The 25,386-nt window shown below is 39.0% G+C and carries 21 protein-coding genes and 3 tRNA genes; 10 read left to right on the forward strand and 14 right to left on the reverse strand.

Features of this window, described 5'->3' with window-relative positions; all coding sequences use genetic code 11:
* Nucleotides 1-67: 67 nt before the first annotated feature.
* The 8 genes from B3E92_RS08035 to B3E92_RS08070 form a co-directional block, all read right to left on the reverse strand.
* A complete protein-coding gene (locus tag B3E92_RS08035; protein ID WP_286896118.1) occupies nt 68-3,238 on the reverse strand; it encodes an efflux RND transporter permease subunit in 3,171 nt (1,056 codons plus the stop codon).
* 38 nt (nt 3,239-3,276) lie between these two features.
* A complete protein-coding gene (locus tag B3E92_RS08040) occupies nt 3,277-4,434 on the reverse strand; it encodes an efflux RND transporter periplasmic adaptor subunit (RefSeq protein ID WP_286896120.1) in 1,158 nt (385 codons plus the stop codon).
* A 26-nt stretch (nt 4,435-4,460) separates the two neighbouring features.
* Nucleotides 4,461-5,786 (reverse strand): TolC family protein, encoded by a 1,326-nt coding sequence (locus tag B3E92_RS08045; protein WP_046673553.1) that lies wholly within the window; start codon nt 5,784-5,786, stop codon nt 4,461-4,463.
* Nucleotides 5,787-5,794: 8 nt separating this feature from the next.
* Complete coding sequence (locus B3E92_RS08050; protein ID WP_286896123.1) at nt 5,795-6,397, reverse strand: TetR/AcrR family transcriptional regulator; 603 nt, start codon at nt 6,395-6,397, stop codon at nt 5,795-5,797.
* 208 nt (nt 6,398-6,605) lie between these two features.
* A complete protein-coding gene (locus B3E92_RS08055) occupies nt 6,606-7,025 on the reverse strand; it encodes a c-type cytochrome (RefSeq protein ID WP_070563810.1) in 420 nt (139 codons plus the stop codon).
* 1 nt (nt 7,026) lies between these two features.
* Nucleotides 7,027-7,674 carry an SCO family protein gene (locus B3E92_RS08060; RefSeq protein WP_070563813.1) on the reverse strand — a complete coding sequence of 216 codons (648 nt, stop codon included), beginning with the start codon at nt 7,672-7,674 and terminating at the stop codon, nt 7,027-7,029.
* A gap of 101 nt (nt 7,675-7,775) precedes the next feature.
* The gene (locus B3E92_RS08065; RefSeq protein WP_286896125.1) at nt 7,776-8,198 is read right to left on the reverse strand and encodes a transposase; all 423 of its coding nucleotides are present in this window, start codon (nt 8,196-8,198) and stop codon (nt 7,776-7,778) included.
* Nucleotides 8,199-8,238: 40 nt separating this feature from the next.
* Nucleotides 8,239-8,736 carry a PaaI family thioesterase gene (locus B3E92_RS08070; RefSeq protein ID WP_286896127.1) on the reverse strand — a complete coding sequence of 166 codons (498 nt, stop codon included), beginning with the start codon at nt 8,734-8,736 and terminating at the stop codon, nt 8,239-8,241.
* A gap of 91 nt (nt 8,737-8,827) precedes the next feature.
* Between B3E92_RS08070 and B3E92_RS08075 the strand changes: the two genes are divergently transcribed.
* Nucleotides 8,828-10,060, forward strand: a complete 1,233-nt coding sequence (locus B3E92_RS08075; protein WP_112376617.1) for an MFS transporter — start codon at nt 8,828-8,830, stop codon at nt 10,058-10,060.
* Nucleotides 10,061-10,304: 244 nt separating this feature from the next.
* Here B3E92_RS08075 and purN read toward each other — a convergent pair whose 3' ends face one another.
* On the reverse strand, nt 10,305-10,877 hold the full coding sequence (purN, locus tag B3E92_RS08080; protein ID WP_070563826.1) for a phosphoribosylglycinamide formyltransferase: 573 nt from the start codon (nt 10,875-10,877) through the stop codon (nt 10,305-10,307).
* Nucleotides 10,878-11,034: 157 nt separating this feature from the next.
* Between purN and B3E92_RS08085 the strand changes: the two genes are divergently transcribed.
* Nucleotides 11,035-11,529 carry a TlpA family protein disulfide reductase gene (locus B3E92_RS08085; protein ID WP_112376504.1) on the forward strand — a complete coding sequence of 165 codons (495 nt, stop codon included), beginning with the start codon at nt 11,035-11,037 and terminating at the stop codon, nt 11,527-11,529.
* A gap of 59 nt (nt 11,530-11,588) precedes the next feature.
* On the opposite strand, the gene clpB is transcribed toward B3E92_RS08085, so the two are convergent.
* Complete coding sequence (clpB, locus tag B3E92_RS08090; RefSeq protein WP_075992745.1) at nt 11,589-14,189, reverse strand: ATP-dependent chaperone ClpB; 2,601 nt, start codon at nt 14,187-14,189, stop codon at nt 11,589-11,591.
* Nucleotides 14,190-14,460: 271 nt separating this feature from the next.
* On the opposite strand from clpB, the gene B3E92_RS08095 reads away from it, so the two are divergent.
* The 3 genes from B3E92_RS08095 (at nt 14,461) to B3E92_RS08105 (ending at nt 14,746) form a co-directional block, all read left to right on the forward strand.
* Nucleotides 14,461-14,533 (forward strand) — tRNA-Thr (locus B3E92_RS08095).
* Nucleotides 14,534-14,567: 34 nt separating this feature from the next.
* Nucleotides 14,568-14,640 (forward strand) — tRNA-Thr (locus B3E92_RS08100).
* Between the two features lie 33 nt (nt 14,641-14,673).
* Nucleotides 14,674-14,746 (forward strand) — tRNA-Thr (locus tag B3E92_RS08105).
* A gap of 42 nt (nt 14,747-14,788) precedes the next feature.
* Here the strand turns inward: B3E92_RS08105 and B3E92_RS08110 are convergent.
* The 3 genes from B3E92_RS08110 to B3E92_RS08120 form a co-directional block, all read right to left on the reverse strand.
* Nucleotides 14,789-16,201 (reverse strand): alkaline phosphatase, encoded by a 1,413-nt coding sequence (locus tag B3E92_RS08110; RefSeq protein ID WP_286896136.1) that lies wholly within the window; start codon nt 16,199-16,201, stop codon nt 14,789-14,791.
* Between the two features lie 91 nt (nt 16,202-16,292).
* Entirely contained in the window at nt 16,293-16,946 is a 654-nt protein-coding gene (locus tag B3E92_RS08115; RefSeq protein WP_286896140.1) for an NAD(P)H-binding protein, read from the reverse strand.
* A gap of 84 nt (nt 16,947-17,030) precedes the next feature.
* Nucleotides 17,031-17,273 carry a hypothetical protein gene (locus B3E92_RS08120; protein ID WP_286896142.1) on the reverse strand — a complete coding sequence of 81 codons (243 nt, stop codon included), beginning with the start codon at nt 17,271-17,273 and terminating at the stop codon, nt 17,031-17,033.
* 208 nt (nt 17,274-17,481) lie between these two features.
* Here B3E92_RS08120 and B3E92_RS08125 point away from each other — a divergent pair, with 208 nt between their 5' ends.
* The gene (locus B3E92_RS08125) at nt 17,482-17,667 is read left to right on the forward strand and encodes a hypothetical protein (protein WP_046673540.1); all 186 of its coding nucleotides are present in this window, start codon (nt 17,482-17,484) and stop codon (nt 17,665-17,667) included.
* 52 nt (nt 17,668-17,719) lie between these two features.
* On the opposite strand, the gene B3E92_RS08130 is transcribed toward B3E92_RS08125, so the two are convergent.
* On the reverse strand, nt 17,720-18,172 hold the full coding sequence (locus B3E92_RS08130; protein WP_075992742.1) for an Lrp/AsnC family transcriptional regulator: 453 nt from the start codon (nt 18,170-18,172) through the stop codon (nt 17,720-17,722).
* 121 nt (nt 18,173-18,293) lie between these two features.
* Here B3E92_RS08130 and rocD point away from each other — a divergent pair, with 121 nt between their 5' ends.
* The 4 genes from rocD (at nt 18,294) to B3E92_RS08150 (ending at nt 25,339) form a co-directional block, all read left to right on the forward strand.
* Nucleotides 18,294-19,553, forward strand: coding sequence for an ornithine--oxo-acid transaminase (rocD, locus tag B3E92_RS08135; protein ID WP_286896147.1), 1,260 nt, complete (start codon nt 18,294-18,296; stop codon nt 19,551-19,553).
* A 3-nt stretch (nt 19,554-19,556) separates the two neighbouring features.
* Nucleotides 19,557-20,522, forward strand: a complete 966-nt coding sequence (locus B3E92_RS08140) for an arginase (RefSeq protein ID WP_286896149.1) — start codon at nt 19,557-19,559, stop codon at nt 20,520-20,522.
* 336 nt (nt 20,523-20,858) lie between these two features.
* A complete protein-coding gene (locus tag B3E92_RS08145; RefSeq protein ID WP_286896151.1) occupies nt 20,859-22,346 on the forward strand; it encodes a tetratricopeptide repeat protein in 1,488 nt (495 codons plus the stop codon).
* 206 nt (nt 22,347-22,552) lie between these two features.
* Complete coding sequence (locus B3E92_RS08150; protein ID WP_286896153.1) at nt 22,553-25,339, forward strand: TonB-dependent receptor; 2,787 nt, start codon at nt 22,553-22,555, stop codon at nt 25,337-25,339.
* Nucleotides 25,340-25,386: the final 47 nt, after the last annotated feature.

Consider the following 25,386-nt stretch of genomic DNA (forward strand, 5'->3'; position numbering starts at 1 on the left):
TGCCTTTTTGAGACAGCCTCTTCTTGCTGTTAGCTCCGTGGGGATTCTTCACGGAGGCAGCGTATAATTAGTGTGAACTTAAATTTTTCGCTTTCTCTTCATCGAAATTCGCTTCTAATTCAGCCAATTTTTTCTTACCGTATGCCATACGTGTAATCACAACGAATAGTACCGGAACGATAAAGATCGCTAGGAGTGTGGCTGCAGTCATACCACCAAATACCGTCCAACCGATTGTTTGGCGAGAAATTGCTCCAGCTCCATGAGATAGCATCAATGGAATAATCCCCAAGATGAAGGCAAAGGACGTCATGATAATTGGGCGTAGACGCAATTTTACAGCATCTAATGTCGCTTCATAAAGGTTCATCCCGATATCAACCCGTTCCTTAGCAAACTCTACGATTAGAATCGCATTCTTGGCAGCAAGTCCAATGATGGTGACCAGACCAATCTGCGCATAGATGTTATTATCCAATGTAGGGATTAATGTTAGGGTTAATATGGCCCCAAATACACCTAAAGGAACAGATAATAAAATAGAGAATGGTACAGACCAACTTTCGTATAATGCGGCTAAAAGCAAGAACACAAACAGGATACACAACGCAAAAATTTGGACAGTTTTTGATCCCGATTGCATCTCTTGCAGCGACAGACCGGAGAACTGATAGTCAAAACCTTCTGGTAATGTTTGTGTAGCTACTTCTTGTAAGGCTTTCAAAGCATCTCCTGATGAGTAACCAGGGGCCGAACTACCATTGATCTCTACACTTCTAAAGATATTGTAGTGATTGATGATCGAAGGCATAGTCATCAATTCATACTTAACCAGCGTACCCATCGGTACAGGGTTTCCCGACACATTGTTGACATACAATTTGTTGATGTCTTCAATATTCATACGGTACGGGATATCAGCTTGTGTGACGACACGGTAACTACGACCATACTTTGTAAAATCATTCACATAGCTACTACCCAAATAGGATGATATCGTCGAATAAATACTGGAGATAGGCACGCCCATGCGTTTTGCCTGTTCGCGGTTCACTTCCAATTTGTAGTTGGGAGAGTTGGTATTAAATAGGGTATAAGCCATGCCAATTTCTGGACGTTGGTTGGCAGCCATCAAGAATTTGCCGACTGTCGCTTCGAAATCTTTGATATTTACCGTCTGTAAATCCTGTACCTGCATAGAGAAACCTCCAGATGTACCTAGACCCGGAATTGCTGGTGGCGTTACCGCCAACACCCTTGCTTTGGTATAGCCCTGGTATTTACCCATAATCATACCAGCGATATCGTTTGCCGTGCGTGTACGGGTTTCCCAAGGTTTAAGCGAAACGAACACTGTTGCACCATTGGATTTAAACGCGCGGTTCAAAATATTGATACCGGAAATTGCAGTAACATACTTGATTTCTGGAAATGTCTTGTGTAGATCGGCTTCAATCTCTTTAAGAACTTCATTTGTACGCGCAGAAGAAGAACCTTCTGGCAATGTAATACCGGCGAAAAATGCACCACCATCCTCTGAAGGAATAAATCCAGTTGGTTTGGTTGTAAACATCCAGCCTGTTCCGATAAAAATACACAACAGAATGATCAATACCAGTGGTGCTTTTTTGATAGCCTGTTTTACACCATTTGAGTACCTGATGGTCACTTTTTCAAACCAAATATTAAATTTGTAGAAAAATTTATTCAAACCTTTAGCGCCTTCATGTACTGCTGTCGGCTTTAATAAAATTGAACATAATGCCGGGGTTAACGAAAGTGCGATAAATGCAGACAGCATAACGGATACTGCAATGGTGATTGCAAACTGTTGATATAATTTACCAACCATTCCAGGGATAAAACCAACCGGAACGAATACTGCAGCCAAAATTAATGCAATTGCAATAACCGGAGCAGTGATATCGCCCATGGCACGACGTGTCGCTTCTTTTGCATCCAGCTTATAATGGTCGATATAGTGCTGGACGGCTTCCACCACAACGATGGCATCATCCACCACAATACCGATGGCCAATACAAAGGCAAGCATGGTCAGGTTGTTGACCGAAAAGCCAAACATTAGGAAAAAGATGAAAGTACCGATGATGGATACGGGGATTGCCAGTACGGGAATTAATGTTGCTCTCCAGCTTTGAAGGAAGAAAAATACCACGACCGTTACCAGAATCAATGCTTCAACCAAGGTGTGGATAACCGAAGAAATAGAGGCATTCACAACCGACACCGTCTCATAACTGATCGTATAATCTACATCCGTTGGAAAAGATTTCTTTAATTTTTCCAAAGCATCGACAATACCTTTTGCGGATTCTACGGCATTTCCTCCTGGGGTTTGATTGATCATCATCGCAGATGAAGTCATACCATTTACGGTAGATGATGTACCATAATTAAATTGACCCAATTCAACACGCGCAACATCCTTTAAGAGTACGATAGATCCATCTTTATTGGTTTTTACAACGATGTTTTCAAAGTCCTCGGGATTTGAAAGATCACTATCGGTAATGATCGGATATTCAAATACCGTCGAAGACTCTTGTGGACGTCCACCAACGCTACCACCAGGTATACGGGAGTTTTGTTCGGCAATTGCTGTGGATACATCAGCAGGAGTCATGCTCAGGTTGGCTAATTTATTTGCGTCAAGCCACACGCGCATCGAGAATGGTTGCCCGAAAGCCGTTACATCACCGACGCCTTTCACACGCAAAAGTGCATCTTTAACGTATAAGTTGTTGTAATTGGCCAAGAAATTTTCACTTCTAGTTCCTTTTGGTGAAGTTAAAGCAACCAACATCAAGATATCGTTATTGGCTTTACGGGTTGTAATCCCCAAACGTCTTACCGCTTCCGGAAGGGCTGGTTCAGCAATTCCTACGCGGTTTTGGACGTCTAAGGTCGCGATATCAATATCTGTTCCCACTTCAAAGGTCACGGTAATTGTTGCTTGACCATTTGACGTACTATTGGACGACATATAAATCATGCCAGGTGTACCATTGATCTGACTCTCAATAAGAGTAGTCACGGTTTGTTCAACCGTCTGTGCATCCGCTCCCGTGTAATTGGCTGTAACCGTTACTGTTGGAGGTGCAATAGAAGGATACTGGCTAATTGGCAATGTAGATACTGCAATGATCCCGATAATTGAAATCAATATCGAAATAACGATTGCGGTAACTGGCCTCTTAATAAATACTTCTGAAATCATTCTATATCTTTTAGATTCTCTTTAAAAAATTAATGGTGTTATTTTCCTTGAGGAGCGCCTTTTGCAGCCTGTTGGGCAGCGACAGCAGCGTCAACTACTTTAACTCCATTTTGGACATTCATGGCACCATCGACAACGATTTTCTCACCATCTTTAACACCTTCTTTGATCACAATTTTGTCACCGGCTTTAATACCTAATTTTACTTGGCGAATTTCAGCTTTACTGCTATCATTTACGGTATAGAGGTTAAATACGCCAAGCTGTTCGAAAACGGCTTTGTAAGGAACCACAACTTCTTCCGTAGCTGAGGTTGTCGATACATTCATCGTAATATTCATACCGGCCCGCAATTCGTTGGCATTGTTGGGGAAAGTAGCGCGCACTTTGATCGTCCCGGTTGCAGGGTCAACTGCGCGGTCGATGGTTGTGATTGTCCCTTTACCTTCATACGTACTTCCATTTGGCAATACAAGAGAAAGATCGGATGATGAATGGCTACTTTGCAGTTTGGTAAATTTGGTAATATCCTTTTCATTTACCTGAAATTCAACAGCTATTGGGCTAGTTGAAGACAAGGTATTCAATAGGGTCGTACCTGGATTGACCAAGGCGCCCAAACGTACCTGTGATATTCCTACGGTACCACTAAAAGGAGCCCGAATGGTCGAACGCGATAAGTTTGTATTCGCGGTGACCAAAGCTGCACGAGCAGACTCTACCTGTGCCTGCGAAGCGGCTACATTCGAAACTGCATTGTCAAATACCTGCTTCGCAATCGCATCTTTATCGGCTAATGTTTGGTAGCGCGCTAGATCTCTTTTTTGCCGGTCCAAATCCGTTTGTGCTACCTGTAAGCTTGCTTTAGCTTGTTGGACAGCCGCATTGTAGCGTGTTCCATCAATTTCATAAAGCGCTTGTCCTGCGGAAACTACTGCGCCGTCAGAAACATATATTTTGGTGATATAGCCGCTTACTTCCGCATATAGATCTGCTTCGTTCAACGGTTTGACTGTTGCTGGATAGCTGATTGTACCTGTAACAATCTCATGTGATGCTACGCCAAAGCTGACAGGAACAACTTTTTCAGCCTGAGCCTGTGCTGCACCTTGCTTTTTTGCATCCTTATTTCCACAAGAGGTCCATACTAATGCCGTCCCAAGGAAGAAAGCGAATAATAATTGTCTTTTATTCATGATTTGTATTAGTTTCCGTTTATTGATTAATTTGTGTGGATTGCCCCAACTGCTTTCTGAACATCTAATTTACTTGATAATAGTGCATAGAGGGAGTTCAAATAATTAAGTTGCGTTGTTTTGAGATCAGTTTCTGCTGTCATTAGATCGAGGTAAGTTTTGATACCTTCGTCATATTGAAGTTTGATGGTCTCGTATACTTCTTTGGAGAGTTCCACATTTTCTTTAGCTGTTTTCCAATCATTTAAGTTAGCATTATAGGTTGCTCTTGCCAGCGAATACTCTGTGTTAATGCTATTTTCTAAATTTTTGATGTCCCAGTCAATTCTTTCTTCCTGCAATCTGGACTTATTGATTTGTTTTTTACGTTTAAATCCGTCGAAAATTGAAAAAGAAACATTTAGGCCGGCAACTGAACCCGGGAAATTATCGGAGTAAAGTTTACTAAATTTATCATTTCGATAGTTGAAAGCGTAATTATAAAAAGCACTTACACTTGGTAAATATGTCCATTTATAGTATTGCGTGCTCAACTGCTGGATTTTTTTGGATGTTTCCAATTGTTGGAATTCAATTCGATTAGAGACATTTATTCCAGCAGTTGTGTCTAACAAAATTTCTGATTCCATATTGCTATTGTCAAAGGATAGCGTCAAATTTTTGCTTTTATCCAAAGCTAGCAATTGTTTGAGGTATTCGTATTTATATTTGCGAAGCTCAACCGTTCTTTTCTCGTCTGCATTCGAATTTGCCAAAGCAATTTGTGCTCGCTTATAGTCGGTCTTATCGACTAAGCCCACATCGTATTGAGACTTTGCATCTTTCAATTGTTTTTGGAGGCGAGCGATATTTTCTCGTACAATCTTGATCTGCTCTTCCGAAGTTAGGATATCATAATAGGCTTTGCTGACCTCTACAACAGCGGTGATCTTTTTGTTCTCCGTATTTTGTTTATTGCCAAGACGTACCAATTCTGCCGCTTTCTTCGCCTGCATTAGCTCTGGATTTAGGATCTGTTGATCTGCTTGAAGCGTTAATGCACTTGCATTGTTCTGCCCCATTTTGATATTATTTCCGCCAATATTTGCTAATGGAACAATGACATTATAATTATAACTTCCTTTTAGACCCAATTGTGGATACCAACCTGAAAGAGAGATGTCAATATCCTTTTCACCGATGGTCTCGTCCAATTGCGCTTGTTTTACAGCGATTTGATTACGTAAGGCGTAATCAATCAGCTGCTGAAGTGTTGCATTTGCCGGCAAGTTTTCAGATTGCTGTTGTGCAAATCCTGTATTACTCAAAAGCGATAGGGCCGCTAAGGAATAAACGATTTTATTAAACTTCATATATGTAATTAATTATTTTTTTCTCTATTAATAGCCCCATCCCAAATAATCCCCATTAAGTCCTCCACATTTTGTTCGGAAAACTTGAGATCTTTAAATTTGATGCTGTGAACAGTTGATAGTGCCACGCCAATGTAACTTGCCACCAAAAGATGGACATCTACCTGCTTCAAAATTTTTCGATCAATGCCTTCCTGTAAAAAATCAACAACTTTGTTTTGCCCCCCCACAGGTTCTTGTATCTCACCTTTGTTCTTCTCGTAATAAGGAGAGGAAAAAAACTGCTCAAAAAAACTAAAGATGTGCCCGTTCTCTAGATAGAACTTGACAAAGTTGCGCCAAATATGAAAAAATGAGTCTTTATAGTCGAAATCATCTTTTATACCATCAAAAATATACTCATTGAGTAGTGTTCTACAATGTTTGAACAAACCAAAAATTAGATCGTCTTTTGACGGGAAATAATGGTAGATAGTCCCAATTGCTACATCAGACTCTTGTGCGATTTTGCTCATCGGCGTTCCATGGAAGCCGTTTGTTTGTATAAGTTTTAGTGTGCTGGCAAATACTGCCGCAATTTTTTCATTGGAATTCATCAATCGAACGTTCATTCGGTTGCAAAATTAACGATTAATTTGGATCCAAAATGTCAGAATATTGTTATAAATCAATAAATATAAAACGATTTGAATCAATAATACAATAAGGAAAAAGAGATGAAATTGTTTTCGTATTTTTATTTTTTTTGATCGGTGGAGGGGAGGTAGAGGTGAAGGATCACAAATAGAAAAGCGGTGATTTGATTAAATCACCGCTTTTCTATTTGCAACCTTTTAAACTTTTCTCAACATCTTCCAAAGGATATAAATTTTTCCCTTTGTTTATCTTGGTATTGATATAGGTTAATACATAAGCGATATCAATTGCGGAAAGATTTGAAGCGGGCATGGTATTATTGAACTTTTTACCCGCAACTTCAAGTTCCCCAGAAGTTCCGTGCTTGATGATGCAAGCAAGATCTTGACGATGAGTTTGCAGAAAGGTGGTATCGGTTAGGGGCGGATAGAGATTGCCCAATCCTTCACCTTTCTCTCCATGACAATTTTGACAATGTGTTCGGTATACCTTTTGACCGTTGACCGCATATTGCGCAGTTTTGATATCAACTTCATGCTGACAGCTTATCAAGACCGCTAAAATAGCACCAATTGTTATACCTGTTTTTAAGAGAATGTGCATGTTATTTTTTATCCTTGCTCAAGAGTAAAGGTAAGTCGTTCATCAGTTTTTTTACTTGCTCATCATTTGTACCGTCGTAGGCGCCCCGAATTCGCTTATCTTTGTCTATTAAGACAAGGTACCCCTGATGATCGTAACCTCCAGGCGCATTTTTATCTTCAGCGGTATAAACCAGGTATTGATTGGCTAGACCATATATTTCTGCTTTAGTCCCCGAAACAAATTGCCAGTGATTATTGGTTACACCCAATTTATTGGCATAATCTTTCAGTACGTAGGGTTGATCGTATTTAAAGTCTATACTATGGGACAGGAAACGAACTTCTTCATTATCCTTGTATTGCTGGTATATTTTTAATAGGTTGCGATTCATCGTTGGACAGATACTTGGACAATGGGTAAAGAAGAAGTTGGCGATATATACTTTACCCTCAAAATCTTTGTCTGAAATCATTGTACTATCCTGATTGAGCAGTTTAAAAGGCGGAATAGTATGATAGACTGTATCTACGATTTGTTTTCCATCAACTGTTTTTTCTACAGCTTCTCTTTCGCCATAGATGGGTAAACTTGTCTGGCTATTGTTTTTACAGGAAAATAAACCGAGTAAAAGACCAGTTGCGCAGTAAAATTTAGTTATGGATCTCATGTATTTAATAGTTTTGTTTGTTAAAGCTTAATTCCATCTTTACACGAACAACTTAATGTTAACCTAAAGAGGGGCGGACTGTGTTATTTGAATTTTTGGATTTAAAAATTCTTTAATTTGTCTTGGCTTTCTTTAGCAACATTATCAAATATTTTTTTCATATCACTTACTTTTTGAAGCTCTGTTTCAAAATATTTAACATCTGTTGAATCTGGGTTATATCCTTTCATCCAGTCCATCATATGGTCTGTAGCACTTTCTAAATTAGCTTTCAATGTGCTTAGCTCTTTTCTTGTTAAATTGGTGTCTAAATCAGCCTTAGTTGTTTTTAGGTTTTTTAAATTTGCCAAAATAGAATCTATCTTAACAACATCGCGGTCGAAATGAGCGATTTGAGGCATAATTTCATCATGTATCTTAATAGTTGAATCTTGCAGGGCTTTTACACCTGTTGCACCATTTCCCGGGGTTCCACATGCTGCTACTGCCAAGGATGCGATAGCTACAAACGCGATTTTATTCATGTTTTATGTTTTTTGGTAATTGGACAAATATATTAATTTCTTATGGCTCAATATTTCGATTTCTGGAAGGGAATGTAAAATTCAAGTCACGAATATAGGTTTCACAACGTACCGTGGCACAGAGGTCACCATACTTATCTTTAATTTCCAGGGTAAAATCCTTTACTACTTTGCCTTTTGTGCGGATAATATGGGCACATTCTTCAAGGATTTCCTCTGAGAGTTGCACAGAATATTCCACGCTGGTTTTGCCGGGTTTCTTAAAGGTAATCTGTGATGATTTTAACCAAGCAACGGTTTTCTTAAAGCCAATTTTTTGAAGGTATTGGTCGATTAGGATAGGGAAGATGGGGTCTGCTGCAGAAAAGATTGTTCCACCAAAGAGTGTTTTGTTGGTATTGATGTTGAATGGTGTTTTATATATTTTTACTTTGGCACCTTGGAAGCCAGGACTAATTTTTTTTACCCAGATTCCTTGAAATAGAAAGGGCGGGTAAATACGTAATAGCCATGTTAAGGCAAGTGGACTATATCTCATGATGCAAAAATAAAACAATGTGTCGGATTATTTTTCGAAATCTTGGTTTTATAGCTTCACTATGGTATTTTTACAGATCAAAAAACCTAAAATGTCAACAATAAAAGAAAAACAACCCAATAAAAAAGTGTGGTTACTGGTTATGATTGCGTCACTGGGCTATTTCGTCGATATCTACGATTTGATTATTTTCTCCATCGTCCGTATTCAGTCCTTCACTGATATTGGCGTCCCTGCGGAAGAGATGCGGGTAAAAGGTGAATTTGTGCTCAATATGCAAATGGGCGGTTTGCTGTTGGGTGGAATTCTTTGGGGGATTATAGGGGATAAATTTGGACGTTTAAAAGTGCTTTTTGGATCGATTCTTTTATACTCTGTAGCGAATATTGCAAATGGTTTTGTACATGATGTGCTTATGTATGGTATTATTCGTTTTATAGCGGGCGTTGGTTTGGCTGGAGAACTGGGGGCGGGAATTACCCTGGTTTCTGAAAGTATGCATAAATCAAAACGCGGTTATGGGACCATGTTGGTTGCCGGTGTCGGTGTTTTAGGCGCTATATTGGCCTATTTTGTCTCGGAAGAATTTGACTGGCGGACGGCTTACTTTGTCGGTGGTGGAATGGGCTTACTGTTGCTATTGTTGCGCATTGGCTCTTTTGAATCAGGATTATTTAAGGAGCAAGATAAATCGGGTGTTGTGAAAGGGGATATTCGCATGCTTTTCACAAATAAAAGCCGCTTAAAACGGTATGTCAACTGTCTATGCATTGGTCTTCCAATCTGGTTTGTTGTCGGTGTTTTGGTTACTCAAGCTCCGGAGATCGGCAAGGCCTTGGGGGCTGCAGGTACACTGAGTGCTGGTCAAGGGGTGATGTTTACCTATATCGGTATTTCTATCGGGGATGTACTGGCAGGAATATTCGCACAGATTTTAAAATCCCGCAAAAAAGTGGTGTTTATATGTCAATTAATTATCATTGGAAGCTCACTATGGTATTTATTGAGTGATGGTATTACAGCGACGAAGTTTTTAAGCCTTGCCTTTATAATAGGCTTAGGAGTAGGGTATTGGGCAACCTTTGTGACTATCTCAGCGGAACAATTTGGTACAAATCTTAGAGCAACTGTCGCAACGACGGCCCCCAATTTTGTACGCGGTGCACTCATTCCGTCAACAATGCTATATGGACTTCTAGTAAATGCATTTGGAATTGTGACAGCAGCAATTACAATGGTTGTCGTTCTTTCGGGTATAGCAATTTATTCGTTGAGCCAGTTAGAAGAAAGCTTTGATAAAGATTTAGACTACCTGGAAGAGTAGTCAATAAATAGCTATTTTTTTCGTCCCGGACATTTTTTACAGCGTTTGCCTTCTTTATATTTTTTGCAACACTTTTTAAAGCAGGCACAAGAAAAGTCAGAAAAAGGGTTCATAGCCGTATTCCGAAACTGAAACAACCCAGCTTTATTTTCTGACTCATCGATCTCCAACACAGATTCAATAACTTCGTTCATAATACAAAGTTACAATTTGTTTAAAACAATTCTAAATAATAGAATTGTTTTTACATTTTTTTGATCAGATTTTCAATTATTTTAGGGAAGTACTGATGTTCGAGTTGCTGTCCTTTAAATTTAATAATGTCTAAAGTATCGTTGGGATCCACTTTGAATCGTGCTTGGTATATAATTTCCCCCTCGTCGAAATGTTCATTTGCGAAATGGATCGTAATGCCATGTTCCTCTTCCTTATTGGCCAAAACGGCTTTATGTACATGGTCACCATACATACCTTTGCCACCGTATTTTGGTAGGAGAGCAGGATGTATATTTATAATTTGATTTGGAAATGCTTTCAGCAGGTTATTTGGAACGAGCCAAAGAAAACCCGCCAAAACAATCAGATCAATATTTAAGTTTTTAAGAATATTGACAACGTTGTCGGTTTTGTAAAATTCGTCACGATCAAATATATGTGCAGGTATTTCAAAATTGTCGGCTCGTTGAATAACGTAAGCATCAGGGTTATTGGATAAAATCAAGGCAACCTCAGCTTCATCTGAATACTTGAAATGTTCCATTATTTTTTGAGCATTGGACCCTGAACCTGAAGCAAAAATAGCAATTCGTTTTTTCACGATTAATAAGTATTAATAGATTTGATCGATTTAAAAATTAGCCCAAACTTACGGATTTTTTGTAAAAAAACTAAAATAATAGTTGACTGAAGCGCATTTTTAAGTATTATTGATTAAAATTAATTGAATAGTCACTGTTGGTTTAAATTTCTTTAACATGAGGTTCCTTTGTTCCCTATTTTTTGTAAGTGTATTTTTCTTATTTAAACCTGTTTTTGCACAGGCGCCCAAAACACTTCCATCGTTTACTTTTGAGGAGGTCTATCAGGCCAGCAAGTTTAATTCGGACAGGCTTCCAAAATCGGGCTATATTGTGTTGGATTTTTACGACCCGGGTTGTGGCCATTGCCAGAAAATGGGGGCTGGTATCGCACGCAATTTGTCCAAATTCAAGAATATATCCTTCTATTTTATCTCCATGAATGATAAGCCTTATGTCGATGGATTTATTAATATGCATGCGAAGGCATTGAAAAGTGCCCCAAATGTCAAATTCTTGTTTGATGCTGGAACTCAATTTATTGAAAAATTTAAGCCAAGCAATTACCCATCGCTCTATATCTATGATGCAAAAACCAAAGTATTGGTACAGCATTTGGACGGCGAAGACGATGTAAACAAGTTGTTAAAAGCTTTAGGTATTACAGGTTAAATGTTTAAAAATTAACAATAAAAAAAGAACGTCCGACAGTACTGTCGGACGTTCTTTTTTTATTGTTCTTGTTTATTGATGAACACAAACTTACCGTCGAATACATCCAGACGAATAATCGAATCGCGATTTACTTTTCCGGATAAAATTTCCTTTGATAGTTCATTTAAAATTCGTTTTTGAATAACACGTTTTAGTGGCCTAGCCCCATAAATTGGGTCATAACCAAGCTGTGCCAACCAATCCATTGCTTCATCAGAAGCCGTAATGAATATATTTTGTTCGGCCAGCTGTTTCTGAACATGTGCAAATTGTAAACGAACAATATCTCCAATTTCGTCTCGACTTAATGGCGTAAACATAATCACTTCATCGATACGGTTCAAAAACTCGGGGCGAATCGACTGTTTTAAAAGATCGAAGACCTCATTGCGTGTTTTGGCGATAATTTCATCCCTATTATCATCGGTCAGATGACTGAAATTCTCCTGTATAATGGTTGACCCCGTATTGGAGGTCATGATGATAATGGTGTTTTTGAAGTTTACCGTACGACCTTTGTTGTCTGTAAGATGGCCATCATCCAATACCTGCAATAGGATATTGAATACATCGGGATGAGCTTTTTCAATTTCATCTAACAAAACAACAGAATAGGGTCTTCTTCGGACTGCTTCAGTCAACTGTCCGCCTTCATCATAGCCGACATATCCTGGAGGCGCTCCGATTAAACGAGACACGGCGTGTCGTTCTTGATATTCCGACATATCAATACGAACCATGGATTGTTCGTCGTCAAATAAGAACTCGGCAAGTGCTTTTGCAAGTTCGGTTTTTCCGACTCCGGTAGTCCCCAAAAATATGAACGATCCTATTGGCCGTTTCGCATCATTTAATCCAGCACGTGATCGACGAATGGCATCGGAAATAGCTTCTATTGCTTCATCCTGACCGGCGACACGTTTATGAAGCTCTTCTTCTAGATTCAATAATTTTTCGCGTTCTGATTGAATCATTTTACTCACAGGTATGCCCGTCCATTTTGCAACAACATCAGCAATGTCTTCTGAAGTAACTTCTTCTTTGAGCATACGCTTACTTTCTTGTTTTTCGGCGAGTTCAGCCTTTAGTTTGTCCACTTTTTCTTGCGCTTCTTTAATTCGCCCATAACGAAGTTCTGCTACCTTTCCATAGTCTCCGGAACGTTCGGCCTGCTCAGCTTCGAGTTTGTAGTTTTCAATATTCTCAATCTCTTGATTGACATTGTCAACAAGACTCTTTTCTTCTTGCCACGATGCTCTCAGCGTATCTCTTTCTGCAGATAGATTAGCGATACTTTCCGATAGTTCTGCAACTTTTTTATCGTCATTTTCACGTTTCAAAGCTTCACGCTCAATTTCCAATTGCATGATACGACGTTCAAGCTCATCGACAGCTTCCGGTACAGAATCCATTTCAAGGCGCAATTTGGATGCTGCCTCATCAATTAAATCAATCGCTTTATCTGGTAGAAAACGATCGGCAATATAGCGCTGTGACAATTCCACGGCAGCAATGATAGACTCATCCAGAATGCGTACCTTATGGTGTGTTTCGTAGCGTTCTTTTAGGCCACGGAGAATGGAAATGGCATCTTGCGTGTCAGGTTCTTCAACCATAACTTTCTGGAACCTGCGCTCCAATGCTTTATCTTTCTCAAAGTATTTTTGGTATTCGTTTAAGGTTGTCGCTCCAATTGCACGTAGTTCACCTCTAGCTAACGCCGGTTTGAGGATATTAGCCGCATCCATTGCACCTTCACCACCTCCAGCACCCACCAATGTATGGATTTCGTCGATAAAGAGTATGATGTCTCCATTGGAATCGGTAACTTCTTTTACAACCGCTTTTAGACGTTCTTCAAATTCACCTTTATATTTAGCTCCGGCAACCAAAGCGCCCATATCTAAGGAAAATACAATCTTAGATTTTAAGTTTTCAGGTGCGTCGCCTTTAATAATTCTGTAAGCAATACCTTCCGCGATAGCCGTTTTACCAACCCCAGGCTCACCGACAAGTATCGGGTTGTTTTTGGTACGACGGGAGAGTATCTGCATCACACGTCGAATTTCCTCATCACGGCCAATCACAGGATCCAATTTTCCGGATTCGGCATATTCATTTAAATTTCGGGCATATTTTCCCAAAGCATTGTAGGTGGCCTCCGCATTTTGATCAGTTACCCGACTGTTTCCGCGCAATTCTTTTATGGCGGTCTTTAAGTCTTTTTCTGTAACGCCCTGTGACTTAAGTAATGTTGAGGTTTTATCAGAAGTTGCCAGAATACCCAATAATAAATGCTCTACCGAGACAAATTCATCATTGAATTCTTTGAGATAGCCCTGTGCTTTCTGAAGTGCATTGTTGGCATCGCTACTTAAATAAATATTGCTGCCACTAACCTTCGGAAAACCTTCAATTTGTTTGTCAAGTTCAGTCCCGAGATAGCTGATGTTGACATTTAACTTTTTTAATAAGTGGCTGACAACATTTTCATCCACTGTGAGTAAAGCTTTTAAAATATGCGCTGTCTCAATAGCCTGTTGTTGATGACCAGCCGCAATTTCGGAAGCTTTTTGTATAGCCTCTTGGGCTTTAATTGTATAGTTGTTAAAATTCATTTTTATTCTCTTATTTAAAGTTTCGTTGATACATATTGGTTATAACAATTGAAGTGCCATTCGGGTTTTAAGCTATACTTCGGAAAAAATGGCAATAATTTTTATTGAATCATGACAAATTTTCAGTTGTCAAAAATAATGCGCTTGATTTTTAAATAATTGGCTTAGCAGGGTATAAAATTCTTGAAATCGACTTGCATTTTTGGTTTAAGCTTTCGATATTTGCAGCATCTTAAAACGGTCAGACGTTATAAGATTGAAAAGAAGTAACGCCTCTTTAGCTCAGCTGGTAGAGCAACTGACTTGTAATCAGTAGGTCATTGGTTCGATTCCGATAAGAGGCTCTTTTAAGCAACATGCATTAAACTTCTTTAAAAAGCCTCTTTAGCTCAGCTGGTAGAGCAACTGACTTGTAATCAGTAGGTCATTGGTTCGATTCCGATAAGAGGCTCTTTGAGCGACACTCATTAAAATTCATTTGAAAGCCTCTTTAGCTCAGATGGTAGAGCAACTGACTTGTAATCAGTAGGTCATTGGTTCGATTCCGATAAGAGGCTCATAAAAAAGATCCCCAAGATTTCTTAGGGATCTTTTTTTGTTTAGTCCAAACTAAGTTTTGCTGCTGTAGCGATTTTCTTTGGTATATCTGTGTTATCCATTTTCTGACTGAATTGCTCGGAGCCAACACCGATCGCATATACCGGTGCATAGGCGGCCGAATGGTTGTTAGAGGCCCAGCTTATTGATCCCATCCGATTTAAGATTGAAATACTCAGTGCGGCTATTTTGTCGTCGCTTGCGTAAAGGCTTTTTGCGGTTTCATTTTGGTGATCGACAAAGCTTTTTTGATAGGCAGCTTCTAAAGCATTACGATCAGTTTCATGGATTGTAATTTTGGAAAATAAACCAGTTTGAGCAGCAATGAGATTCTTGAGATCGTCCCATGTTGCATTTGGATTATTCTTACGAAGGTTACCTATTGCGTTCGAAAGTTCTGCATGCGAGGTTTTTTGGTGGGATAAGAATTTTGTTTTCAGCGAAGAACTTCCATTACCGACACCTAATCCTCCTGTTTCATGGTCCGCTGTAACGACTATAAGTGTTTCATTTGGGAATTTTTTATAAAAATCATAGGCGAGTTGTACGGAGGCATTGAAATCCAATACTTCCTGAATCGTTGTAGCCGCATCATTTGCATGGCATGCCCAATCAATTTTTCCACCTTCAATCATTAAAAAGAAACCATTTGTATTGTTTTTATGCAGTGAAGTGATAGCTGCAGATGTGATATCTGCCAATTTTAAATCATTTGGCTTTTGGTCTATGGCATATTTAAGGGCATCTATAGGACTGCCATCTGAATTCATCAATATGATCTTATCTGATTTATTTGGTAGTTGTGCATAAGCATCTTTTCCTTTAAGCACTTTATAGCCGGCTTTTTCTAATATGGGGAAAAGCGATGGCGCCTTTTTATGATCAAATGTTGTTTCGGGTTTGAGAAAATTGGATCCGCCAAAAAAATCAAAATTGGAAGTGACAATTTCTTTACCGATTTCATAATACATGTCGCGGTCTGCTTGATGCGCATAAAATGAAGCCGGGGTAGCGTGGTCTATGCTGACGCTTGTAATAATACCGACTTTCTTTCCTTTTTGCTTTGCGGCATAAGCTATACTCTTATAGGGGACAGTTCCTGTACTATCCATACCGATAACGCCATTTTTGGTTTTTTTTCCAACGGCTAATGCGGTACCTCCAGCGCCTGAGTCCGTTACGCCATTGGAGAGTGAATGTGTGGAGGCAAATCCAACATGAGGAAATTGGGTAAACACAAGTGGGATGGGGTTATCTTTATGCTGTACTTCAGCTTGATGAATTTCGGTGAGATTAACCTGGTTAAGGCCCATGCCATCACCAATTAAATAAAAGATGTATTTTGCTTCTTGGCCAAAAGAGGGGAAAACATGTACAAAAACGAGGAGAAACAGAAATAAAACGTGTTTTTTCATTTGAATGGTTGTTATTTTAAAAAAACACAAATTACAGCCTTAGGATTAGCTTACTGTTAATTCAATATTATGAATTGTTTTTTTACTTGTTTCAACTGGTTTCTGCTGCTAGTTTCTGGATATCTTTCACGGTTACTGTATGGATACCTGTTTTGTAGTGATTGATCGCCTGTAACATTGCCATAGCAACTTGTCCTACTGAAAGAGGATCGTATGTTTTGAATAATCCTATTGTATTAAAGATACGAAGGGCAGCTATAGCTGTTTTTTCACCCAAGCGATCTGTATTTGGTCGGATTAGTCCTCCAGGCTGGAAAATAATAAGCCGATTGAAATCAAGTGCCTTAACATCCTGTTCAAGGCTTCCTTTCATGCGGTTATAAAAAATTTTTGATGCAGGATCCGCAAGAACAGCCGATAATAAGAGAAAGGTAGCAAAACCATTTTTTTTAGCCAATGCCGCAAATTGCAAATTAAGATCATGATCTATTTTCCATTGTGCATCTTTACTGCCTGCGTCTTTTAATGTGGTGCCAAGGCAGGAAATTGCGACATTGCCCTGTATCACTTGCTCAAAATCCGTTAGATTTTCGAAATCTACGATAACCTGTTTCAATTTAATGTGCTCCTCAAATGAGACACGTCTTAAAAGCAGTACGATTTCCGTAATTTCCTTAGATTTTAACATCAATTGAACGAGCGCCCTTCCTGTAGCGCCAGAACCGCCTATTAAAACTACCTTCATTATTTCCTTACTTCTTTTCTTTACTAATTATCTTGTATTAATTGCTTTACTGAGCGTTATTTGCCGAGATGATTGAGCATGCAATTAATCTTTATAATTAGGCTTGCCAGGAGTAAAGCGAACAATAGATTGATCCAATCGGAGGGTGTCTGCGACGGTAATCAAGTCTTCTTCGACGATAAAATTTTGATCAATAGCGGTTTTTATTGACGTAAAATCCTCTTGATCGGCGTCCTGAAAATAGAGGAGGGATTGAATAGTAGATACAGCTACCAGTTCGAGTAATTCGTCTTCACCTTCGTATCCAACGTAGAAAAAATCTGCCATAACAATGATATTTGATGTTATACGAATATACTTTTTTTCTTTTTAAAATTTGTCAATTAGCGCGAGAACTTATTGAATTGTGATAAAGGCTATGTCAAAAAGTTGTTGAAATTTGAGTTTCTTTTAGACAGATGTGGGTAGCCATCGTAAAATACATTATATTTGATATAGTCATTTTAAAGATAATTAACAATAAGTTTTGATAACGATGGATAAAGAGCAGATACAAAATTGGTTGGACAATGGATATGACATACTTCATCATGGAAGACCTGTGAAAGTTGAAGGTGATTTGTGGGATTATATCGATGGATTGGGAAGTTATGAAAATGTGTATGTTTTGCGCGAATTGATCTATTGGACGGAAGAAGAGTTGGCAAATATCGGTAAATAACGTGGAGACCCTGAAAAATCATATTCAGGATCCCGTCGGTTGTTGCCTTGTACTAGAATATAATATTTCGCTTGAAGGCACAGCCTAATTCAATAAGGGAATCTGTTTTTGCAATTCCTGGAATGCTATCGATTTTTTCATAAAGCAATTGTCGCATATGTTCGTGGTTCTTAGCAATAATTTTTACATATAGCGTGTAATTGCCCGTAATGTAATAGCATTCTGTAACTTCTGGTATTTTCTTAAGTTCTTCAATAATTCGGCTCGAGTCATGATCTTTTTCTAAACTTAGCCCTGTAAAAGCACCCCAATCATAGCCTAGCTTTTTTTCATTTAATACAGGCTTTATACCCGCTAGTATTCCTTGTTCCGTCAATCGGTTGATTCGTTGATGGATCATCGTATTGGATACGCCCATAGCTGTTGCTATTGCAGAGTAGGCCATCCGTCCATCTTCGTCTAAATATTTTAAAATCTGTAGATCAAAGTCATCGATATTATTCATTGTAGAAAGCGGTTTAAAAGTTAATTTTAATATTTCTACGCTAATTTAGTGTTAAATTTTATTTTTCAGTCAATAAAAAAGTAAATATTGTATATTTGTTGTTATTAGAAAAAACTGAATTATGAGTACAGTAGCTAAACAAGGTAAGGGCGAGATGTTCATTGCCAAAGAAGAAAAATATGGAGCGCACAATTATCATCCTCTTCCGGTCGTCTTGGAACGAGCTGAAGGAGTTATGGTGTGGGATGTTGATGGAAAGTCTTATTTTGATTTCTTATCTGCATATTCAGCTGTCAATCAAGGACACTGCCATCCACGAATTGTACACGCTTTAAAAGAGCAAGCCGAGAAATTAACATTAACATCCAGGGCATTTTATAATAATAAACTGGGTGATTTTGAAGAAATGCTTTGTCATCTTTTTGGATTTGATAAGGCTTTGGTGATGAATTCGGGCGTTGAAGCTGTGGAAACAGCAATGAAGCTTTGTCGTAAATGGGCCTATCAGGTGAAAGGTTTAGCAGCCAATCAAGCGAAAATTGTCTTTGCCAAGGACAATTTCCATGGTAGGACAATCTCTGTGATATCGGCATCCAATGATCGTACTGCAACCCATCAATTTGGTCCCTTTTTAGATGGCATAGTACTCGTTCCCTATAATGATGTTGATGCACTAGAACAGTTATTCAAAGCAGATGAAAATATCGCCGGTTTTATCGTTGAGCCAATTCAGGGCGAAGCGGGTATTGTCGTTCCTGATGAGAATTATCTGATGCACGTGAGACAATTATGTACAAAATACAATGTATTGTTTATTGCAGACGAAATCCAAACCGGTATTGCTCGGACGGGAAGTATGTTGGCATCCTATGCTATTGATGATGCGCAGAGTCAAAGCAAACCAGATGTTCTGATTTTAGGGAAAGCTTTATCGGGCGGTGTATTGCCGGTATCGGCAGTGTTGGCAAATGATTCCATTATGTTGTGTATTAAACCGGGCGAACATGGTTCGACTTATGGCGGGAACCCATTGGCCTGTGCAGTGGCTATGGAAGCGTTAAATGTTGTGCGGGATGAAAATTTGACGGAACGGGCGTTTCAGATGGGGGCCTTGTTTTTGGATGGATTGCGTCAGATTGCTGCTAAGTGCACGTTAATTACAGAAGTGCGAGGAAAGGGGCTATTGACTGCCATTGTAATTGATGCGGATGAAGAAAGTGATTTGGCCTGGAATATCTGTCTCAAATTTAAAGAAAATGGACTTTTAGCGAAGCCTACACATGGTAACAAAATTCGATTGGCTCCGCCGCTGGTTATTACAAAAGAGCAAGTCGAGACTTGCTTAGGGATCATTGAGCGATCGTTGACTAATTGGAAATAGTGTATGGAGAAAATGATTGAATTGATCAAAAACAGATCGGATATAGGAGCAGGGACTAGGGGTTCAGATCTGGGCATCGACGCCATCGAGATAGCTGCAATTAATAAAGGAAGTCAATATTTCATTAACTATCCATTTGTTGATGTGCCGACTCGAAATAGCTCCATTTATCAGAATGATAATCATCCTTTTGCGAAACATATTCAGCAGATTTATGAACAATGCAAACAAGTAGCTTCTACCGTTGAAGATAGCTTATCTTCCGGCAATTTTCCATTGGTGTTTTCAGGGGATCATTCCTCCGCAATGGGGACGATTAGTGGTATAAAGTCCGCTTATCCTGATAAACAACTCGGTGTGATCTGGGTAGATGCGCATGCCGATATTCATTCTCCGCACACAACACCTTCTGGTAATATGCATGGAATGCCTTTAGCGGCGATGTTGAATGAGGATAATATCCCATGTAAAATCAATGAAATAGACGAATCGACACAAGAATTTTGGAATAAACTAAAACGAATAGCTGGCCCAGTAGGTAAAATACTATCCAATCATTTGATTTATTTTGGTGTAAGGGATACGGAAGAACCGGAAGATCAGGTCATTGAACGACTTGGCATTAAGAACTATCGTGTGGAAGATACCAGACAGCGGGGAATAACCGTTTGTGTGGCTGAAGCATTGAAAATCCTAGAAGCATGTGATATGGTTTATATCTCTTTTGATGTGGATAGCATGGATAGTGAATTGATCTCGGATGGCACGGGAACACCAGTACCGAAGGGTTTTTTGCCAAGGGAGATTGTGTTGATTTTAGAAGAGATCATCCGATCTGGTAAGGTAATTTGTTTTGAAATTGTTGAAGTTAATCCGTTATTGGACAATAAAGGTAATAAAATGGCAGAGGTGGCATTTGATATATTAGAACGGATCACTCCGCTCATTGAATTGAAATCGAGTAATTAACCGGTTTTGGGATTGTCTATTTTCAAGCCCTTTTATTGATGTGTATCGTCAATAAAAGGGCTTTTTTAATAGTATACCGTTGAGCTTGGTGGATAAAAATAAGTCAGGCTTCCTTATGTTAAAACTCGTATTACTCTATGTGATTTAATATTGTGTTAACATGTTTCATGTACATTTGCAATTCGATTATTTACATGAAATATGAGGATTTCTGATAAAATTATTTTGTTTCTACTTTTTTTTCTACAGCTTTTTTTGTGGCAGCCAGGTACTGCGCAGGTTAAATCCTTTAAAGATATCAGGTCGTTAAGTCAAAACCATCCGGATTCTGCAATTATGCTCGTAAAAAAACGTTATGCAAAAGCTGTTACGGATAAAGACTTATTATTACAAGCCAATTGTTTACAGGCGATTGGATGGTTATGTGTTAATCAGGGGCATTATGGACAGGCGCAGGACTACTATTTTCAAGCTGATCGAATCTATACGCAATTAAATTCAAAACAGCATCTTGCTTCGAATTGGAGTGATATCGGGGAGCTTAATATTTTCAACAAACAACATGATCTAGCGAAAGTTTATTTTAACAAGGCGCTACATTCTTTCCGAACAGAAGGGGATAAAAATGGAGAGGCAGGTACATTAGGGAATATAGGTCATTTATTTGAAAAGGAAGCGAACTACGACTCCGCCTTTGTCTACCAGAATCTTGCTTTGTCCATTTATAGCAGTATTGGGAATAAAAATGGAGAAGCTAAGATCCATGAAAATTTAGGCAGTATTTATGAAGATCTTGCAAGATATGACAGCGCTTTTTTTCATTTTGAAAAAGCACGTACCCTCTATACGGAAACAAAAGACAATTATGGAAAAATTGTGGTCATAAATAATATGGGCGATATTTTTAGGAAGACCAATAAATATCCAGAAAGTATCAAACTCACGCAATTGGCTTATCAGATGGCGGAAAATTTGGGTGATGTGTATCAAATGGCTGCTACGACAAAAGATTTGAGTAGGACCTACGCCTTGCGCGAGCAGATGGATAGCGCCTATTTTTATGCAGAAAAGAGCCGTAAGTTGGTGCTTGAGCTTTATAGTGTGGATGGTGCTCGCCATACTGCTTTTTTTCAGGCACTCTACGATATGAATCAACAAGCCGAAGAGATCGAGAAATTACAAGTAACCAAAAGAATCAACTTAATCATGCTCTGGGGAACAATCGTAGTTTTAATTTTGTTAATTGTGTTATCCTATGTATTGCATAGTCGCCAGAAAATTAAGATTAAAAACCAGATCTCCGATTCACGAAAACAGGAGGCCGAACGCGAGTTGACCGAAATTGCACTTAAAAACCAGTTGCTTGAAGATAAGCAGCTCAAACAAGAACTGTCGCTCAAGCAAAAGGAATTGACATCCCATACCTTAAATTTAATCCGTAACAATCAATTTTTGGAAGAACTTCGTGATGAACTGAAAGGTATGGTTAAGGACGAACGCCGGGATCAAAAACGACAGATGCAGAAGTTGGTGTTGCAGATCAATGAAAATATCACACAGGGTATTCATTGGAAAGAGTTTATGGGAACTTTCGAAAAGGTGCATCACAGCTTTTTTGAAAAACTTATTCAACGATTTCCAGATTTGACGGCAGCGGATATGCGGTTAATCGCATTGCTTAAAATAAATTTGAATAATATCGATATTGCCGTCTTATTGGGCATATCACAAGATAGCCTTCGTGTTGCCAGACATCGATTGCGAAAAAAACTAAGACTGGAACAAGGAGAGGACCTCGCGGGCTATCTTGTTGGGATTTCATAATTTTTTAACACAGGAGTAATAGAATGTTAATGGCGCTTAAATTGCATTTAAACTGCTGTTTATTAGTTGTTTAGTAGTGCTTGTTTCCTTACTGTATAGCCCACTTTCTACCTTGTTTCCTCATTGTAACGCTCGATATTTTGTGTGATTAAAGTTGGCTGCCATCTTTGCGACAACAATCAAAGATTCATAATAATCTAAGCAAAATGAAAAACTTTTTAACAGTATTACTTGCCTCCAGTATTTCGGTCAGCGCTGCTTATGCGACCAAAATCAAAGGTAAGGTATTGGATGGTCAGACTGGTGAAGCTATTGCTGGTGCAACAGTTTTCTTGGAACAAAGTGGGCTATCGACCAAAACACAATTGGATGGTTCGTTTGAATTCAAAGGATTATCTGCAGGTGTGGATAAGGTCCATATCAAGCATATGGCTTACGCCGAACTAATTAAAGAAATCGAGATTCAAAAAGAAAATACCCCTCATTTTATTTTTCAGCTGACATCGACCGAACAAACATTAATGGAAGTAACTATAAAAGGACGTCGAAACGGTGGGGATGACGATCCTAGCGCGCGGCGTTTGGAGAAGAATGCGTCACAAATTATGAATGTTGTTTCGGCACGCGCAATAGAGATTTCTCCCGATATCACCGTCGCAAATGTTATACAGCGTGTTTCGGGTGTATCCATAGAAAGAAATTCGAATGGCGAGGGGCAATACGCAATTCTGAGAGGGATGGATAAACGTTACAACATGACTTTGGTGAATGGCGTAAAAGTTCCGAGTCCAGATAATAAATACCGTTATGTGCCTTTGGATTTATTTCCTTCAGATATGTTGGAACGCTTAGAAGTCTACAAGTCGCTAACACCAAATATGGAAGCCGATGCAGTGGGTGGGGTTGTCAATATGGTTATGAAATCGGCGCCGACAAAGCTATTGCTTCAAGCAAATTTGGCAACGGGTTATAGCCAACGTTATTTTAATCGGGATTTTGGAAGCTTTTCAACAAGCGGAACCTCGGCAAAATCGCCATATGAACAGCATGGGAAGAATTACAATGCAACCGCAGCTGATTTTAATAAAGGTGCATTAGATTATACTTATAAAAAGCCCCTTCCAGACCTTGTCGGCAATTTGACAATAGGCAATCGGTATTTGGATGATAAATTGGGCGTTATTTTGGGTGCGAGTTATCAAAATTTACGTCGTGGCAGTCGTTCTATTTTCTACAAATCGGCTGTCGTTGGCGTAAATCCCAATGCGGTAATTACTGAGCAGAGTGATCGTCAATATGATGAACAGCAACAACGCTTAGGTTTGCATAACAAGATCGACTATCGATTTAATCTGAATCATCGGATTAGCTTCTATCAAATGTATGTGAATTTAAATAACATGCAATTACGTGATGCTGTGAATACGATATATAATGGCCAGTATGATCCCAGTATTGGTAAAGCCGAATTGACCTATGTGACAAGAAGTCGAAAAACACAGCAACAGATCTACAATGGTACCTTACAGGGGGATCATCATTTTTTAGATAATCGGCTGAATGTCCGTTGGTCAAGTGTGCTTTCTTCAGCGCGCAATCAATTGCCACAAAATACGATGATCAGTTTGGATGGCGTAGAAGAAAATTTTGAACGTAAAAGGACTTCTCTCGTCAATAAATCTCCTGTAACCTATCGCTGGGAACGGAATACGGATAATGATCATGCAGGTTATTGGGATGTAGCTTATAAAGTTCCAATGGAAAACAGTAAGCTGGAGCTATCGACCGGAGGTCTGTATCGTGATAAACAGCGTAGTAGTTTTTACAATAACTACAACTTATCACCAGCTTCTGCAGAAGAGGCAAAGTATAAATACGGTGTGGATTTTCAGCGCTATACCGATCTCAATCTGACTGTCACCAATCCTACTGGAGCTGTCGCAAATCCACTAACTTACGACGCTGGTGAGAAGACCACAGCATTGTACGGCATGTTCAACTATGAGAATGACAAATGGCAGATGATCGGTGGAATCCGTATGGAACACAGCAATCAGAATTATAAATTATTGTTTCCTGCAGGAGAAAAAAGACCGGAGGGATCACAAATTTATACAGAATGGCTGCCAAGTTTGACCATGAAATATCATTTGGACGAAAAACAACAACTTCATGCAGCCTATTATCGCGCGTTAAACCGACCTGGATTTTATGAAATTGTACCCTCAAGTGTGGTTAATGAAGAGTTTTTAGAAAAAGGAAACCCAGATTTAAAACATGCCTTAGCAGATAATTTCGATTTAAGGTATGAATTATTCCCTGAAGCTTCTTCCCAATTTCTTGTGGGTATGTTTTATAAAAAAATCAAAAACCCAATTGAATATACCTTTCAACCGGATGAGGTTCGTAAGCAGGATGTATACTACACTCCGGGTAATTTTGGTAATGCCAACAACTTTGGTGTCGAGGTTGATTACATCAAGTATATCCAGAAATTTGGTGTTAAGGCCAATTATACCTATACACATTCACGTATAACGACCGCTAAGATGTCGCGTCGAATCAATGAAACCACACAGGACCCAGAAGCGATAATCGTGGATCAAACTAGACCATTATATGGGCAAGCTGCACATGTGGCCAATCTATCATTGCTTTACAAAGATGCTAATAATGGCTGGGAAGGACAGTTGGCTGGATCTTATACCGGCTCACGGATCAATACAGTATCGCAATTTTTGAACGATGATTTATGGCAAAAGGGATTTGTTCAGTTAGATGCTTCTATTGAGAAAAAATTTAAAGCAGGTTGGGCCATTTTTGCCAAAGCCAACAATATCTTGAATACACCAATGGAATTGTATGTGAAAGGAACAAATCCCGAAAATGAGAAGATAGCTGAAAAGCTTATTGAAGGCGGAAATACATTGATTAGAAAGGATTTGTATGGGCAGAACTATATCCTTGGTTTACGTTATTCGTTTAGTAAATAATAGACCCGCGTAAAACACAACATGTTTTAATCTGAACATGTACGGTG

The sequence above is a fragment of the Sphingobacterium sp. UBA6317 genome, from assembly GCF_002440385.1.
GTDB classification, from domain to species: Bacteria; Bacteroidota; Bacteroidia; order Sphingobacteriales; family Sphingobacteriaceae; genus Sphingobacterium; species Sphingobacterium multivorum.